The organism is Ornithinimicrobium sp., assembly GCF_030537745.1.
In the GTDB taxonomy this organism is placed as follows: Bacteria; Actinomycetota; Actinomycetes; order Actinomycetales; family Dermatophilaceae; genus Ornithinicoccus.
In genome coordinates this window covers 1-15,517 of sequence record NZ_JAUNVI010000007.1, presented here as the reverse complement: position 1 = coordinate 15,517, position 15,517 = coordinate 1, and the positions used below count along the sequence as shown (strand labels likewise).

15 protein-coding genes are annotated in these 15,517 nt (G+C 67.8%); 8 read left to right on the top strand and 7 right to left on the bottom strand.

Features of this window, described 5'->3' with window-relative positions:
• Positions 1 to 24 precede the first annotated feature (24 nt).
• A complete protein-coding gene (locus Q4P07_RS02820) occupies positions 25 to 786 on the bottom strand; it encodes an alpha/beta fold hydrolase (protein ID WP_303373375.1) in 762 nt (253 codons plus the stop codon).
• Between the two features lie 24 nt (positions 787 to 810).
• On the opposite strand from Q4P07_RS02820, the gene xseA reads away from it, so the two are divergent.
• Together xseA and Q4P07_RS14335 are read left to right on the top strand one after the other, a co-directional pair.
• On the top strand, positions 811 to 2,040 hold the full coding sequence (xseA, locus tag Q4P07_RS02815; RefSeq protein WP_303373432.1) for an exodeoxyribonuclease VII large subunit: 1,230 nt from the start codon (positions 811 to 813) through the stop codon (positions 2,038 to 2,040).
• A 63-nt stretch (positions 2,041 to 2,103) separates the two neighbouring features.
• Positions 2,104 to 2,478 (top strand): exodeoxyribonuclease VII small subunit, encoded by a 375-nt coding sequence (locus Q4P07_RS14335; RefSeq protein WP_368660240.1) that lies wholly within the window; start codon positions 2,104 to 2,106, stop codon positions 2,476 to 2,478.
• 24 nt (positions 2,479 to 2,502) lie between these two features.
• Here the strand turns inward: Q4P07_RS14335 and Q4P07_RS02805 are convergent, their stop codons facing one another.
• Positions 2,503 to 3,114, bottom strand: coding sequence for a DUF4245 family protein (locus tag Q4P07_RS02805; protein WP_303373374.1), 612 nt, complete (start codon positions 3,112 to 3,114; stop codon positions 2,503 to 2,505).
• 92 nt (positions 3,115 to 3,206) lie between these two features.
• Here Q4P07_RS02805 and glpX point away from each other — a divergent pair, with 92 nt between their 5' ends.
• From glpX to Q4P07_RS02785, 4 genes are all read left to right on the top strand, one after another.
• The gene (gene glpX, locus Q4P07_RS02800) at positions 3,207 to 4,238 is read left to right on the top strand and encodes a class II fructose-bisphosphatase (protein WP_303373373.1); all 1,032 of its coding nucleotides are present in this window, start codon (positions 3,207 to 3,209) and stop codon (positions 4,236 to 4,238) included.
• Positions 4,239 to 4,257: 19 nt separating this feature from the next.
• On the top strand, positions 4,258 to 5,193 hold the full coding sequence (locus Q4P07_RS02795; RefSeq protein WP_303373372.1) for a carbohydrate kinase: 936 nt from the start codon (positions 4,258 to 4,260) through the stop codon (positions 5,191 to 5,193).
• An 86-nt stretch (positions 5,194 to 5,279) separates the two neighbouring features.
• Entirely contained in the window at positions 5,280 to 5,813 is a 534-nt protein-coding gene (locus tag Q4P07_RS02790) for a carbonic anhydrase (RefSeq protein WP_303373371.1), read from the top strand.
• Positions 5,814 to 5,854: 41 nt separating this feature from the next.
• Positions 5,855 to 6,889, top strand: a complete 1,035-nt coding sequence (locus Q4P07_RS02785) for a MauE/DoxX family redox-associated membrane protein (RefSeq protein WP_303373370.1) — start codon at positions 5,855 to 5,857, stop codon at positions 6,887 to 6,889.
• A gap of 70 nt (positions 6,890 to 6,959) precedes the next feature.
• Here the strand turns inward: Q4P07_RS02785 and glmM are convergent, their stop codons facing one another.
• The 3 genes from glmM to rplM form a co-directional block, all read right to left on the bottom strand.
• Positions 6,960 to 8,306 carry a phosphoglucosamine mutase gene (gene glmM, locus Q4P07_RS02780; protein WP_303373369.1) on the bottom strand — a complete coding sequence of 449 codons (1,347 nt, stop codon included), beginning with the start codon at positions 8,304 to 8,306 and terminating at the stop codon, positions 6,960 to 6,962.
• 155 nt (positions 8,307 to 8,461) lie between these two features.
• Entirely contained in the window at positions 8,462 to 8,962 is a 501-nt protein-coding gene (gene rpsI, locus Q4P07_RS02775) for a 30S ribosomal protein S9 (RefSeq protein ID WP_303373368.1), read from the bottom strand.
• 15 nt (positions 8,963 to 8,977) lie between these two features.
• The gene (gene rplM, locus Q4P07_RS02770; RefSeq protein ID WP_303373367.1) at positions 8,978 to 9,421 is read right to left on the bottom strand and encodes a 50S ribosomal protein L13; all 444 of its coding nucleotides are present in this window, start codon (positions 9,419 to 9,421) and stop codon (positions 8,978 to 8,980) included.
• A gap of 211 nt (positions 9,422 to 9,632) precedes the next feature.
• On the opposite strand from rplM, the gene Q4P07_RS02765 reads away from it, so the two are divergent.
• On the top strand, positions 9,633 to 10,832 hold the full coding sequence (locus Q4P07_RS02765; protein ID WP_303373366.1) for an AI-2E family transporter: 1,200 nt from the start codon (positions 9,633 to 9,635) through the stop codon (positions 10,830 to 10,832).
• A 21-nt stretch (positions 10,833 to 10,853) separates the two neighbouring features.
• The gene (locus Q4P07_RS02760) at positions 10,854 to 11,420 is read left to right on the top strand and encodes a helix-turn-helix transcriptional regulator (protein ID WP_303373365.1); all 567 of its coding nucleotides are present in this window, start codon (positions 10,854 to 10,856) and stop codon (positions 11,418 to 11,420) included.
• 15 nt (positions 11,421 to 11,435) lie between these two features.
• Here the strand turns inward: Q4P07_RS02760 and pulA are convergent, their stop codons facing one another.
• Both pulA and Q4P07_RS02750 read right to left on the bottom strand, forming a co-directional pair.
• Positions 11,436 to 14,162: a pullulanase-type alpha-1,6-glucosidase gene (gene pulA, locus Q4P07_RS02755; RefSeq protein ID WP_303373364.1), complete on the bottom strand. Its 2,727-nt coding sequence runs from the start codon at positions 14,160 to 14,162 to the stop codon at positions 11,436 to 11,438.
• A gap of 70 nt (positions 14,163 to 14,232) precedes the next feature.
• Complete coding sequence (locus tag Q4P07_RS02750; protein ID WP_303373363.1) at positions 14,233 to 15,360, bottom strand: NADH:flavin oxidoreductase/NADH oxidase; 1,128 nt, start codon at positions 15,358 to 15,360, stop codon at positions 14,233 to 14,235.
• Between the last annotated feature and the right edge of the window lie 157 nt (positions 15,361 to 15,517).

Here is a 15,517-nt window from a genome sequence, read left to right as displayed (position 1 = left end):
GACGGTGGTCAGGAGTTGTCGTGGTCACCCCTCCATCGTAGGCCGCGGGGCTGGACGGCCCCTGAAGGAAGCGAGGCCGACTGCCTCCTGCAGGAGCGCCGCGACCTGGGGCGCGTGGGTGCTGGGCATCAGATGGGTGGCATGCGGGACGGTCACCACCCTCGGGTATGGCGTGAGGGCGGCATACCGACGCACGTGCACCCGCATCTGGTCCCACTGACCGTTGACCAGGAAGACCGGGCACCGCACCCCCTGCAGCAGGCCGGGTCCACAGTCTGCGATCACCGCCTCCCAGGCGGCCGGAAGAGCCGCATAGGCCGAACCGTCCGGCAGCACGTCAGCCGCCTGGCCCTTGGCTCCTAGGCCACGCATGACGGCATTGGCCACGCGCGCCATGCGCTCGGGGCCAACGCGGGGCAGGATCGCGGCGAACCCCCGGTAGACGGCGGTCAGCGGTCCGACCGGGTCTGCGGTGGCGCCGATCAGCACGAGCACGTCGAGGACGTCCGGATGGCGCGCGGCATACACGCTCGCCATGTAGCCGCCGAGGCTGTGTCCGGCGAGGACAACCGGCTGGTCGGGTGCCCGCCCGTCCACCGCAGCCGAGATCGCGGCGACCGCCCCGTCTGTGGTGAACTCTTCGCCGACCCTGACGCCGTGCCCAGGCAGGTCTATCGCCACCACCTCGGCATCGTGCATCAAGGTGCGATAAGGGTCCCACTGTGCGCTGTTCATCCGCGTCCCGTGGACCAGCACGAGGCGCGGTAGCACAGGGCTGTCGTTCACCGTGCCTAGGCTAGTGCGGTGACCATGCCCTCGTTGCCGCCCACCGCTCGGGACACCACGGCGTCCTCGCCCTGGCCCGTGCGTACGCTCTCGATGAAGATGAGCGACTATGTCGCCAAGATGTCACCGCTGTGGGTCGAAGGCCAGATCGTCCAGCTCAACCGCCGACCGGGGCTGACCACCGCATTCTTGACGCTGCGCGACACCGACGTCGACATGTCGCTGTCGGTGGCGATCCCGGTCGGCGCCCTGGACGCGATGCCCAGCCCGCCGGCGCCGGGGGCGCGGGTGGTCGTGCACGCCAAACCCACCTTCTGGACCAAGCGGGGCAGTCTCCAGCTCGAGGCCCGCCAGATGCGCCACGTCGGCGTCGGTGAGCTCCTCGCGCGGTTGGAGCACCTAAAGTCTGTGCTGCGCAGCGAGGGTCTCTTTGACCCTGCCCGCAAACGCCCGCTGCCCTTCTTGCCGCGGTGCATCGGCCTCATCGTCGGTCGCAACACTGCGGCCGAGCGCGACGTGCTCGCCGGCGTCCGCCGACGTTGGCCAGCCGCAGCCTTTGAGATCAGGGCGGTCGCGGTGCAGGGAGCCGACACCGTCCGGGGTGTCACCGGCGCCCTTCGCGAGCTCGATGCCCTCCCGCACGTCGAGGTCATCGTCATCGCCCGCGGAGGTGGCGCCTTTGAGGATCTGCTGCCGTTCAGTAACGAAACCCTCGTGCGAGCGGTCGCGGCGACCCAGACCCCGGTGGTCTCAGCGATAGGGCACGAAACCGACAACCCGTTGATCGACTTCGTCGCAGATCTGCGCGCCTCCACCCCTACCCACGCGGCTGCTGCCATCGTGCCGGAGATCGCCGCCGAGCTCCGTGGGCTGGCCACGGCTGGCCAGCGCGCACGGGTCGCGCTGACGCGCCGCATCGGTAGGGAGCGGGAGCGCCTCCAGGCGCTGATGAGTCGCCCTGTCATGGCCGACCGCGCCGGGATCGTCGCGCAGCACCGCGCTGACGTGCACGACCTGTCCCGCCGAGGGCGGGACCGGCTCGCTGACCTCGTGCTCCGTGAGGTGGATCGGACTGACGGTCTCCTTCGCCACCTGCGCGCCGTCTCTCCTGCGCACACGCTGGAGCGCGGCTACGCCGTGATCCGGCACGCCGATGGCGCCATCGTGCGGGACCGTGCGGACGTCGAGACCACCGAACTGTTGCGCGTCACCGTGGCGCGCGGCGACTTTGCGGTCCGCCCCGTCTCCGCCTGAGCGTTCAGCCGCTCCCCGTGCCGGCGACCCGGCTCGAAGAGAGCTGGCCGTTAGGCTGGCCGGATGAGCCAGACCAGCCCCACCGACCAGCCGACTCCGGTCACTGACCTGAGCTATGAGGCCGCACGCGATGAACTGGTGTCCGTCGTGGCGCGGATCGAATCTGGAAAGGTGCCGCTCGAGGAATCTATGCTCCTGTGGGAGAGAGGCGAGGAACTCGCCCGGCACTGCCAGGACAAACTCGACGTCGCGCAGCAACGCTTGGACCGGGTGAGCGCCAAATCGGAGGTAGACGAGCGTGCGGTGGGTGAGGAGGACCCAGCCAGCGATTTGGTCAACGACGTGGACGGGGACTTCAATGGAGACTCGGACGCCGACGTTGCTGACTCGGCCGGGTCAGCTGGGCAGGAGAAGGGCTCCAGCGACATCGAGGACTGAGGGGGCGGGGGCAGGAGGTGCCGCTCAGTCGCGGGCGAGCACCGTCGCCAAGAACTCCTCGAACTCACTCTGCGATGCCGTGCCGTGCAGCACGACGGTCGTGCCACCCGTAGCCTGCGGACCCAGGACGTAGCCGCGTTCGGCGTTGCTCTGCGGTGCACCCTTCCACTCCGTCCAGGTCTGCGCGCCGTCCGGGCCGCTCATGGTCAGCGTGCCGACCTCTTCGGCTCCCTTGAGCACTTCGCCCTTCCATGCGGACGTGACGTCGGCAGCCTGGTGGAGCGCCACATACTCACCGTCTGGGGAAACGTAGGAGATGTGCCACGTCTGGGCTCCTTCGAAAGGCTCATACCAGACGACAGTGGGCGTCCAACTCTCCCCTGGCTCCGGAACCCACACGGGCCAGGGTGCCTCGTCCACGGCATAGGTCGCCGATTGCGTCACCTCCGGTGGGCGACGCTGGGATTCCGCCGGGTTGAAGGTCAGCGCCCACCACGCGAGAACGAGGGCCAGGACGGCGAGAACGGAGAAGACCATGTTGCGCACCGTGTAGGAGGCCAGCCGCTTGCTCCTCTTGTCCTCCACCGGCTCCGGCGCGGAGGGCGGGGGGATGCGGTCCGAAGATGCGCTTGTCACCGCTCTATCGTCGCATCCCTTCCGACCTCCCTGTTCCGTTGACCGCTAGGCTGACCGTCAATCGCTTCTACCTGCGAACCAAGGAGTCCCGCATGGCCACGGACAGGCCCACCCGCCCCAGCACCGAGCAGGTCATCCCCGATCGCAACTTGGCGATGGAACTCGTCCGCGTCACCGAGGCTGCTGCGTTGGCCGCTGGCCGTTGGGTCGGTCGTGGAGACAAGAACCTCGCGGACAATGCTGCTGTCGAGGCGATGCGCAAGGTCATCTCCCAGGTGTCGATGGACGGCATCGTCGTCATCGGCGAAGGCGAGAAGGACGAAGCGCCGATGCTCTACAACGGCGAGCAGGTCGGTGACGGCACCGGTCCGCAGGTGGACGTGGCGGTTGACCCCATCGATGGCACCACCCCGACTGCCAAGGGCATGGACAACTCCATCGCCGTGATGGCGGTCTCGGAGCGCGGCACCATGTATGACCCTTCCGCCGTGTTCTACATGGACAAGTTGGTTGTGGGTCAGGACGTCGCCGACCGGGTGGACATCCGCCTCCCGATCAAAGAGAACCTCCGCCGCATCGCGCGCGCCAAGAAGCGTTACATCGAGGACCTCACGGTCATCATGCTGGACCGCCCGCGGCACCAGGCCTACACCGAGGAAGTGCGCGCGGCGGGGGCGCGGCTGCGTTTCATCACTGACGGTGATATCGCTGGCGCTATCGCGGCGGCGCGCGAAGAGTCCTCCGTCGACATGCTCATCGGCATCGGCGGCACCCCCGAGGGGATCATCACGGCGTGTGCCATGAAGGCGATGGGCGGCGTGATCCAAGGCAAGCTGTGGCCCAAGGATGACGACGAGCGGCAGCGCGCGATCGATGCGGGGCACGACCTGGATCGGGTGTTGTCCACCGACGACTTGGTCACCGGCGACAACTGCTTCTTCGTGGCGACTGGCATCACCACCGGTGAGCTGTTGCGCGGCGTGCGCTATGGCTCGGGCACGGCTGTCACCAACTCCTTGGTCATGCGCTCCAAGTCCGGCACGATCCGTGAGATCACCTCCCACCACCGCCTCGACAAAGTGGCGCAGATCGCTGACGCGCTCTCCCCCGAAGGCCAGCACTGAGGCGCCCAGGAGCCTTGGCATGACGCACCCCAGCGAGCAGCATTCCGTCCTGACGATCGGTGAGGTGCTCGTCGATATCGTCGTGCCGCACGGGGAGGGCGAGCCGACCTCGCACGTCGGCGGCTCCCCCGCCAATGTCGCCATCGGGCTGGCCGCGCTGGACCACGACAGCCGCCTCACGGCCTACCTCGCGCAGGACGAGCTCGGGGTGCGGGTGCGAGAGCACCTGCTCGATGCCGACGTCGTGCTGACGCCCGGGTCCACCCAGGCCCCGAGCACCTCGACGGCGACAGCGCACCTGGATGCCGACGGCATCGCCACCTACGACTTCGACCTGGCCTGGGAGGTCGGGCCGCAAGACCTGCGCGGGATCGGCCATCTCCACACGGGCTCGATCGCCGCCACCCTGGAGCCCGGAGGCAGCGTCATCGTCGATCTGATGGCCCAGGCGCGCGCTTGCGCGACCGTCTCCTACGATCCCAACTGCCGGCCCACGATCATGGGCCGACCAGAGGACAGCCGTGGGCGGATCGAGGACTGCATCGGCCGCAGCGACGTGGTCAAGGCCAGCCTGGAGGACGTGGAGTGGCTGTATGGCGATGCCGGGGTGGCAGACGTCGTCTACCTCTGGGGGCGGCTCGGTCCCGAGCTCGTCATCGTGACCCGCGGTGAAAAAGGCGCGGTGGTGCACCTGAGCAGAGCAGCGGTAACCATCGAGCTGGAGCCGACCACGGTGTCGGTCGTGGACACCGTCGGGGCGGGTGACTCCTTTATGGCAGGGCTGCTGTCCGGGCTGCTGGACGCGGAACTCCTCGGCTCACCACAGGCCCGGGAGCGTCTGCAGCGAGCCGACCTGGAAGACATCGCGCCGGCGCTGCAGCGAGCCTGCGCCACCGCCGCCTACACGGTCGGCCGTGCCGGGGCAGCAGCACCCACGAGGGCCGAACTAGCCTGACCGGGCACAGGTCTACCCTGGCCTCATCACCTGCCGCGTCCTGGACCACTACCAGGAGCCTGGCCCCCCTCCCTGAGGAAGTTGAGATGACCACGTCCAGCACCGCACCCGAGTCCACCCCGCAGGGCGCCGAGTTTGCCGATCTGCTCCAGGCCAATGTCAACTACGCCGCGCACCACGATCTGTCCGGCTTCGACGGCATCGCCAAAGCCGGGGTCGCCATCGTGACCTGCATGGACTCACGGATCGAGCCGCTGCACATGATCGGTCTGACTCATGGTGACGCGAAGATCTTCCGCAACCCTGGTGGCCGCGTCACTGAGGCAGCGCTGGAGGCGTTGGTGCTGGGCGTGCACCTCCTGAACGTGAGCAGGATCCTGGTCGTCCCGCACACCAAGTGCGCGATGTCCCAGATGACGGAGAACCAGCTCCGCGAGAAGGTGTCCGAACTCTCCGGCCAGCCCGCATGGTGGCAGCACTTCCACGTGGTGGCCGACCAGCGTGCGACCTTGATGGAGGATGTCCGCCGCGTGACCAGCCACCCGTTGATCGCCGGCCGCGCCCAGGCCGGCGGGTTCATGTACGACGTCGACAACGGTCTCCTGACTCAGGTCATCTGAGGACGTCCGACTGACCTGACACGTCACGTATTCTGGGCATCATGCCCACTGCTCTTGCGCTCGCGCCCCTCACGTTGGCGGCCGTCCTGATCCTCAGCGGGATAGCCAAATCCCAGAGCCTGGACTCGACCCACGCCGTCATGCGGATGCTCCGCCTCCCAGCATTCCTGCAGTCCCGCGGGGCGGCGCGCCTGCTCATCGCCGGCGAGTTCGTGACAGCGGCGCTCCTCCTCACCCCGTGGCTGGCCACCTACCGTGCCGGCGCGCTTCTCGCGCTCGCGCTCTTCATCGGATTTTGGGTGGTAGTCGTCCGGGCGATGGGCTTTGACCCTCGCCCCACCTGCGGTTGCTTCGGGCAGATTGGTGACCACCGGATCAACGGTCGCACGGTGGCGCGCAACACCCTGCTCGTGGCCCTGGCCGTCGTGGCGGCCACGCTGGCGGTGCTCGGACCGGCCGCGGGGGCGCTCGTCCTGGACTTTACCCGCAACGACCTCCTGTGGTCGGTGCTCGCGCTGGCTCTGGCCGCGGTCGCGGTGATGATCCTCGGCTCCAGTGGATCCACCCCGACCAGCCGACGACAGCACTCCCCGCAGATCGACGAGGCGATGGAGTTGGACGAAGACGACTACGTCCGGGTGAGTATCCCCGACGCCGTGCTGCTGGACAGGGACAACAAGGTCGTCAACCTGCGCCATCTTGCCCGCACCGGTGCGCAGCTTCTGGTGCTGGTGAACTGCTGGTGCGGGACGACCCTGTCCAGCATCGACCGCCTGCCCGCGTGGCGGGAACGACTCCCCCAGCTTCGCGTCCACCTGATCTTCGCCACCGACTCGCCCTTCAGCGCTCCCCAGTTGGACGGGCTGGCGGACGTCTGGTGGGATCCAGGCGCCCGGGCCTACCAGGCCTTGGCGGCGGGCTCCAGCCCCAGCGCAGTCGTGCTCGGCGCGGACGGACTGCTGGCCGGTGGCCCGGTCGACGGGCTCGAGGCCGTCGAGGATCTCCTCGACCAGATCGAAGAGCAGTTGCAGGAGGCCTCCCAGGCGCAGGAGAGCGCAGCGACAAGCACGCTTTGAGCCCGCAAAAGGCGTGAGATCAACGACTCTCAGAACCGCCAGTCCGCCTGGTGCCAGTGACCGGGCTCGCTCAGAGCGCCAGACGTTGAGCGACGACTTCAGCGAGGTGGTCGGCATACCCGAGGGCGCGCGACTCCGTGTCCGCCTCGACCATGACACGCACCAGCGCCTCGGTCCCGGACTTGCGCAGGAGCACCCGTCCTTCAGCGCCGAGCTCAGCAGTGACCCTGGCGAGCTCAGCTGCGAGGACCTCATCGGACTCGACGCGATGCTTGTCCACGCCGGTGACATTGATCAACACCTGCGGGAGGCGCGCCATGACCCCGGCCAGGTCACTGAGGGGCGTGCCAGAGGATACGACACGCGCCGCCAGGGCCAGCGCGGTCAGCACGCCGTCGCCGGTGGTGCCGTGGTCGAGCATGATGACGTGACCGGACTGCTCACCACCGAGTGAGAAGTCGTGGCCTCGCATCTCCTCAAGTACGTAACGGTCACCCACCGCGGTCTGCACGACGTGGATCCCCTCACGCTCCATCGCCTTGATCAGGCCGAGGTTGCTCATCACGGTGGCGACCAAAGTGTCGTTATTGAGCTTGCCGGTCTCGTGCAGCGCTACCGCGAGGATCGCCATGATCTGGTCTCCGTCGACCTGCTCCCCCTGCGCATCGACCGCCAGGCAGCGGTCGGCGTCGCCGTCGAAGGCCACCCCCATGTCGGCGCCACGGAGCCGCACGGCCTCCTGCAGGTTGCCCAGGTGGGTCGAGCCCGCGTCCTCGTTGATGTTGAGCCCGTCCGGGGCACCGCCGATGACGTCGACGGTGGCTCCCGCACGACGGAACGCTTCCGGGCCGACCACGGACGCCGCGCCATGGGCGGCGTCGATAACGATCCGCAGACCATCGAGCCTTCCGGGCACCGCCCGGAGCAAGTGGTCGATGTAGAACTCTGCCCCGCGCGAGAAGGGGCGGATGCGGCCGACCGCTGCGCCGGTGGGACGGTCCCAGTCATTGCCGACCCGGCCAGAAATCCGGTCCTCGATCTCGTCGGCCAACTTGTGCCCGCCGCGAGCGAAGAACTTGAGGCCGTTGTCAGGCATCTCGTTGTGCGAAGCCGAGAGCATGGCCCCCATCTCGGCGTTCATCCGCCGGGTCAGATAGGCAATGGCCGGCGTCGGCAGCACCCCAGCATCGAGCACGTCGACGCCCGCGGAAGCCAGGCCGGCCATCACCGCCGCCGAGAGGAACTCCCCAGAGGCACGGGGGTCACGACCGACCACGGCCGTAGCCCGGTGCCCACCGAACTTGCCCTGCCCCTGGAGCTCATGCGCCACCGCCACACTCAAGTTCAACGCCAGCTCGGCGGTGATGTCCTTGTTCGCGAGGCCTCGCACCCCGTCGGTGCCAAAAAGTCGTGCCATCTCACTTCTCCTCGTCCTGCCGATAGGGCCACCGTGATTATGCCTCACCGGCGCCTACGAGGCGGGCCCGCCGCTCGTGCTCCACACCCTGGGACGACGAAGGCCCGGCGGGCAGCACCCACCAGGCCTTCGCGGTCGAGCCGACCGTCAACCGATCAGCGCTTGCTGTACTGCGGCGCCTTACGTGCCTTCTTCAGACCGGCCTTCTTGCGCTCCGGGACGCGAGCATCGCGGGTCAGCAGGCCAGCCTTCTTCAGGCTGGGGCGGTTCAGCTCCGGGTCGATCCCGTTGAGCGAGCGGGCCACGCCCAGGCGGATCGCACCGGCCTGGCCGGAAGGACCGCCGCCGTGCACGCGGACAAGCACGTCATACGCGCCGTCCAGCTCGAGGACCGTCAACGGCTCGTTGCAGATCTGCTGGTGCACCCGGTTGGGGAAGTAGTCCTCCAGGGTGCGGCCGTTGATCTTCCACTCGCCGGTGCCGGGGACGATGCGCACGCGGGCCACGGCCTGCTTGCGGCGACCGGTGGCGGCACCTGGGGCGGACGCGGTCGGCCGTGCGGCCGCCTCGACCGGGGTCTCGGACTCGGTGGTGTATTCGGAGACGGAGTTCTCGTCGAACTCCACGGTCTCCACGTCGGTGTTGGTGTCAGTCATCTGCGCGAACCTTCCTTACTGCGCGACCTGGGAGATCTCGAACGGGACAGGCTGCTGAGCAGCGTGCGGGTGATCTCCACCCGCGTAGACCTTCAACTTGCGCAGCTGCGCGCGACCGAGCGAGTTCTTGGGGAGCATGCCCGTGATGGCCTTCTCCACCGCACGGGTGGGGTGCTTCTCGAGCAGCTCCTCATAACTGGTGGCTCGCAGACCACCCGGGTAACCGGAGTGGCGGTAGGCCTTCTTCTTCTCGAGCTTGGCGCCGGTGAGGGCGACCTTCTCGGCGTTGATGATGATGACGAAATCACCGGTGTCCATGTGCGGGGCATAGATGGTCTTGTGCTTGCCGCGCAGGAGGATCGCAGTCTGGGACGCCAGTCGGCCGAGGACGATGTCCGTCGCGTCGATGACGTGCCAGGCGCGAGTGATATCGCCGGGCTTAGGGGTGTACGTACGCACGATGCAAACCTTCGTAGGTGGATGGGTAGGCAACTGTTCTAGTTTACCGAGGCCGCAGCACGCTCCCAAATCTGAGATCAGTGCAGGTCAGAGACGGTATGGAGGAGTGTGCGCCCGCTCGTTGGCCCGCCTCATGCACAATGATTGTGCATAGGAAGGCGATGCTCTAGCCTTGTCGAGCACCGATGAGTCCGATCCAAGGGGAGCCTGCATGCCCGTCATCCCACGCCTGCGCCACCGCCGAGCCCAGCGTCGCGCACCAGCGAGCCCCAGCCCCCGGACCGACGTCGCGACCGCGTCACCAAGTGGCGCCACACCGGCCCGAACCCCGCGCGCGATCCTCGTGCTCCTCGGTCTCGCGCTGGCCTTCGCCGTCTTGCTTGGCTTGCACGAGTTACGAAACTACATCGGGCCGGTCTTTCTGGCGCTGAACCTCGTGGTGGCCGCGGCGCCCCTGCAGGTGGCCCTGTCTCGCAAGGGCCTTCCGGGACCCCTGGCCGCCTTCATCACCGGCACTGCGGTCTTCGCCTTCCTGGTCGCCTTCTTCTGGGCACTGGGGTGGTCGATCGCGCAGATGGTGCAGGAACTGCCCGCCTATCAGGCCGAGTTCGAAAGTCTTTACAACCAAGGACTAGATCTGTTGTCCCGCTTCGGGATCAAGGAAGACGCGATCATCAGCCAGCTCCGCGACGCGCTCAACCCGCAGGCCATCATCGGTGCGTTGGGCGGCATCCTGGGCAATGTGGGCGGCATCCTCGGTCTGCTCGGCACCGCCGCCATCGTGCTCTTTTTCCTCATGGTCGACTCCCTGAGCGCTACGCGCCGGCTGCAGCTGGTCCGCGAGCAGCATCCGCGCCTCGCGACCGCGCTGACCGCGTTCGGCCAGGGCGTCCGCCGCTACTGGGTCGTCACCACGATCTTCGGCCTCATCGTCGCGGTCCTGGACGTGGTCGCGCTGATCTGGCTCGGCGTTCCCCTGGCACTGGCGTGGGGCGTGCTCGCCTTCATCACCAACTACATCCCCAATGTCGGCTTCGTCATCGGCCTGGTCCCACCGACCCTCATGGCCCTGTTGGCCAACGGACCGATGAATGCGTTGTTCACGCTCATCGCCTACACCGTCCTCAATTTCGGCATCCAGACGATCATCCAGCCCAAGTTCACCGGCGACGCCGTCGGTGTCGGGCCCACCGTGACCTTCCTGTCGTTGATCGTGTGGGCCTGGGTCCTCGGACCCATCGGAGCACTCCTTGCGCTGCCGGCCACCTTGCTCGTCAAGGCGATCCTCGTCGATGCCGACCCGCAGGCGCGCTGGCTCAACGCCTTCCTCGCCTCTAATCCAGAGACTGCCCGAGCCGAAGACACGCGAGACTCTGCGCTGTCGACCTCTTCGGAGTCGAAGAGGGCATGAGCATCGTGAGGATGTGATCAGGTGAGCACCGAGTCCGGGGCGCTGCGCATGCTCGCCCACCCTTTGCGCAGCCGTCTGCTGGCTGAGCTGCGGGTGCACGGCGATGCCACCGGGACCGAGCTCGCGGTGGCGCTGTCCACCCACACGGGCGCCACGTCATACCACCTGCGTCGCCTGGAGGCAGTGGGCCTGGTCGAGGACACCGGTGCTGGCACCGGCCGGCGACGGGTATGGCGCGCCGCCGTGACACCTGACCGCGTCACCAGGTCCGGCTTCTCCGACGACGCGCCGCTCGACGACGACGACGCGCTGGCCGCCGACTGGTTGGCGATGGACTACCTCGCCCACTTCGGCGAGCGCGCCCAGGCGTGGGTTCACGAGCGGGACCGGTGGGATCAGACCTGGCGCGAGGTCTGCGGGCTCGAGGACCACGCGGTGCAGGTCACGGCCGAGCAGGCCACCGCGATGCGGGCCGAGCTGATGGAGGTCATGGACCGCTACCGCCGCGTGGGGCAGGGCAACCCCCAGGCCAAGCGGGTCGTCGTCTACACGTGCGCGCTCCCGGTGGACCGTCGCCCCCGACGCTGAGTCCTCCCGCGACCTTCAGCGGTAGCGCACCAAAACGGCAGCGGTCAGACCCGGCACGGTCACCGTGCCGGCGGCCCGGTCCCAGCGAGTGTCTCGAGTGACCGGGTCAACCCCCTCCTGCTGCACGTCGCTGAGCGTCCAGGACTGGCCGGCCAGCCCTGGCACCTCCTGCCTGACGCTGTCTGTCGAGGCGTTGAGGACCACGAGCACCCCCGAATGGTCAGGGTCGATCTGCTGGTCGGACGCGTCGTCGATGAGCATGACGACGACGTCGCGGCGCCCGCCTGAGGTCCCCGAGCACGGGAACGTGACTTTGGACAAGATCTGCTCGGCGCGCCCGAGCCGCAGCAGCGGGAGGTCCCGACGCAGTCGCAGCAGGTCGAGGGCGCAGCCGCTCGCCAGGCCGATGTCAGCCGGGGAAGGGCGCAGGGTTGGGTCCGACAGGAGCGGAACCATCGCGGACCAGCGACGACCGTTGTCCGGCTTCGGCGGCAGACCGCGGGCGAACCCGTTGTCACGCTGGGTGTAGTCAAGATGGTTGAACCAGTCCCCCGAGGCATAGCTGTTGCGGTCCAGACTCTTGCTCCGCAGCAGTTCCGCGCCAGCGTGCCAGAACGAAATGCCCTGCGAGAGGGTGACGGTGGCCAGGGCGAGGGTGTTGCGACGGATGCGCGCTGCCATCGGCGTGTCCGGGGCGAGCTTGAGCACGAGCGTGTCCCACAACGTTTCGTTGTCGTGGGCGTCGACGTAGTTGACGACCTCGTCGGGCTCGGTGGCGTAGCCCGTAGGTGATCCGCCGTAGGGCACGCTGTGACCGGTGACTGGGCGCCCATCCACCGCAGATCGGAAGGCGATATCGGACAGCCCGCCGGCGAGTCCGACCTGGAGCTGATCGGTATGAAGAGGGTCGGCTCCCCCGGTCGCGAACCCGCCCTCGTCGCGCGGATCGTCGTCCTGGACGCTCCCGCCGCGAACGGCGTCCCTGAGCCGGTCGTTGAAGGTCCCGATCCCGGTGCCGTCGAGCTGGCCCTGCACCGCCTGGAAGAAACGCGCATTGCCGGCGACCTCGCCAAAGTTCCAGCCCTCACCGTAAAGAGTGACCGCACGGCCATCGACGCCGTCGGTCTCCGGTCTCAGCTCGTCGAGGGCCGCCCGGACCCGTTCGAGGTTGTGTCGGCTGTGGTGGCCCATGAGATCGAACCGGAAGCCATCGACGCGGTAGTGCCGCACCCAGAGCACGCAGGAATCCACCATCAACTTCTCGGTCATCAGGTGCTCGGTCGCTAGGTTCTGGCAACAGGTGGAAGTCTCGACGCCACCCGACGGACCGAGCCGGTGGTAGTAGCCAGGCACGATGCGGTCCAGGACCGAGGAGCGGAACAAGGCTGAGTCGGTGGTGTGGTTATAGACCTGATCGAGGACGACGCGCAGGCCGGTCGCGTGCAAGGCGCCGATCATCTCGCGGCATTGCGCGACCCGTTGCCCCCCGTGAGCGGCTGCGGCGGGGCGCGCGTATGACCCCTCGGGCGTCATGAAGTGCCACGGGTCATAGCCCCAATTGAAGGCGCCACGCCTAGAGGCCGCGTAGACCAGTTGCTGTTGCTGCTCGCCCGCGGGCTCGCGTGCCGAGAGTGCTGCCAGGTAGCCGGGATCGGGCATCTCCTGGAGGGCGGGGTCCTCCTCGATCGACGTGAAGTCGAAGACGGGGAGCAGGTGCACGGTGTTGAGCCCTGCCTCCGCCAGCATCCGCAGATGACGGCGACCGTTGCCCCCTTCACCGAACGCAAGATAACTGCCGCGAACCTGCTCCGGCACCTCCGGGTCGTCACGGGAGAAGTCGCGAACGTGCAGCTCATAAATGGTTTGGTCAACAGCTCGGCGCAGCTTTGGCGCCACGGCCGAGCGCCATACCGCAGGGGTCCAGGCCGGATCCGTGAGGTCCACAAGAACCGAGTGAGTGGAGTCGATGGCCAGACCGACCGACCACGGGTCCGTGCTGCGCACTGTCGCGACCCGGCCCTGCCCGGGCACGTAGACGGTGACTTCGAACTGATAGCACCGGTCCCGCCACCCCGGCTCGCCGATGATCGACCAGGCGCCGTCGGGATCGCGGTTCATCGGATAGCGCGCCGGCACGCCCCGTGGCGACCAGGCGCGGGTGTGCCCGATCGGAGGGACACCATCCCACAGCAGCAGAGTGACCTGGCGAGCAGTTGGTGCCCAGACCGTGAGGATGGGCACCCGTCCCGGCCTGGGGCCGGAGTGACTTCCAGCCCAGCTGACTCCGTAGTCACGCGTGACGGCCTCGGCACCGTAGATGTCGTCCAGGACGTACGGGATCTGCAGGGAGGTCGCCAGCAGGACCCGCCCGTTCGGCGCTCGGACGCCCCCACCATCGCCACCGCCGGCGCAGTGGCGGGCCACCAGCGCGATCGGGCCACGGAGCAGTTCTTCGGCGCACGCGGCGCCGGCGTCAGGCAGCCTCAGCGCAAGGCAGCCGGCCAGGTGCCTCGCCGACTCCAGCACGTCCTCCGGAAGCCCGAGGAGATCCGTCTCGAGATCGAAACCGGGTCCCGGCTCCTCGCGGATCTCGAGCCCACCCTCGACGGAGTGCTCCAACCGCCACCTTAGATCCGCCACCGCGACCCCACGGGGAAGGGCCGTGCCAGGGATGGCGATCAGACCACGACGCACCCAATGTGCCCGGGCGGCGACAAGGTCGACTGAGTGCGGCGCGAGCATCTGCCCATCCTTGCCTGTCCTCCGCGACCACGCCGGGAGGCCTCACGGTGATGTCGAAGACTGCCGGCGGCTACGCGCCGAGGTCTGAGCCCGCGGCATAGACGTGGCGGTCCAGGATCCGGGAGTACTGCGGCGGCCAGGCCAGCTCGTGTCCGAGCTGATGGGCAGCCCGATGCCACCAGTGCGGATCTGCGAGCGCAGCCCTGGCAAGCATCACGACGTCCGCGCGACCCGCCGCGAGGATCTCCTGCGCCTGACCAGGGGTGGTGATCATCCCGACGGTGCTGACCGGTATGGAGATCTCCCGGCGAATAGCCTCGGCGAACCGGACCTGATAGCCAGGACCGACCAGGATCTTGGGAGAGGGAAGGTTGCCTCCCGTCGAGACGTCAACGAGGTCTGCGCCCCGCTCCTGAAGCCCCTTCGCGACCTCGATCGTCCGGGCCAGGTCACCCTCCACCCCCCCGGGAGCCTGCTCCGACCAGTCGGTGGCAGAGACCCGCACCAACAGCGGAATTCGTGCGGGCAGGATCTTTCGCACCGCCTCGGTGACCTCGAACAGCATCCGAGCTCGGCCCGCGTCAGAGCCGCCGTACTCATCATCGCGATCATTGACCAGAGGGCTGAGGAACTGCGCAAGCAGATAGCCATGGGCGGCGTGGATCTCCACCACGTCGAAACCGGCCAGCACCGCGCGATGGGCGGCAGCGACGAAAGCCTGCACGATCTCCGCGATCTTCTCCACCGAGAGGCGTCGGGGTGGGGCATAGCTTCCGAAGGGTGCTGCCGAGGGCCCAACCGTCGTCCACCCACCCGTCTCCCTGGGCACTGAGCCGCTCTCCTCGTGAAAGGGCGCGAAGACCGATCCCTTGCGCCCAGCGTGTGAGAGTTGAACCCCCATCTTGGAGCCGAGCTCGTGGACGTGCTCGATGATCCGATGCCACGCTGAGATCTGCAGATTCTGCCAGAGGCCGGCGTCCCAGGGCGAGATCCTGCCCTTGCCCTTGACCGCGGTGGCCTCGGTAAAGATCAACGGCGCCCCGCCTACCGCGAAGGACATGAGGTGCACCAGATGCCAGTCAGTGACATAACCCGGCTCACTCGGCCGGCACGAGTACTGACACATCGGCGACACCCACACCCGGCCAGGCAGGGTCAACGCACCAATCGTGATGGGATCAAACACCGAAGCAGACATCTGCCTAGTCTGCCACGGCCGCCCTACCTTCTTAGCGCACCCCCAGAAGTACGGGGCATGACAAAGGCCCTTGACCAGTAATCCCAGTCAAGGGCCTTTGCGAAGTGAGGTCCGGCGGTGTCCTACTCTCCCACACCGTCTCCAGTGCAGTACCATC

Coding starts and splice junctions, on each gene's coding strand:
- Q4P07_RS02795 (WP_303373372.1), top strand. CDS start 4,258: ATGACGCACCCCAGCGAGCAGCATTCCGTCCTGACGATCGGTGAGGTG.
- Q4P07_RS14335 (WP_368660240.1), top strand. CDS start 2,104: ATGAGCCAGACCAGCCCCACCGACCAGCCGACTCCGGTCACTGACCTG.
- xseA (WP_303373432.1), top strand. CDS start 811: ATGCCCTCGTTGCCGCCCACCGCTCGGGACACCACGGCGTCCTCGCCC.
- glpX (WP_303373373.1), top strand. CDS start 3,207: ATGGCCACGGACAGGCCCACCCGCCCCAGCACCGAGCAGGTCATCCCC.
- Q4P07_RS02750 (WP_303373363.1), bottom strand. CDS start 15,360: ATGTCTGCTTCGGTGTTTGATCCCATCACGATTGGTGCGTTGACCCTG.
- Q4P07_RS02785 (WP_303373370.1), top strand. CDS start 5,855: ATGCCCACTGCTCTTGCGCTCGCGCCCCTCACGTTGGCGGCCGTCCTG.
- rpsI (WP_303373368.1), bottom strand. CDS start 8,962: ATGACTGACACCAACACCGACGTGGAGACCGTGGAGTTCGACGAGAAC.
- pulA (WP_303373364.1), bottom strand. CDS start 14,162: ATGCTCGCGCCGCACTCAGTCGACCTTGTCGCCGCCCGGGCACATTGG.
- Q4P07_RS02765 (WP_303373366.1), top strand. CDS start 9,633: ATGCCCGTCATCCCACGCCTGCGCCACCGCCGAGCCCAGCGTCGCGCA.
- glmM (WP_303373369.1), bottom strand. CDS start 8,306: ATGGCACGACTTTTTGGCACCGACGGGGTGCGAGGCCTCGCGAACAAG.
- Q4P07_RS02790 (WP_303373371.1), top strand. CDS start 5,280: ATGACCACGTCCAGCACCGCACCCGAGTCCACCCCGCAGGGCGCCGAG.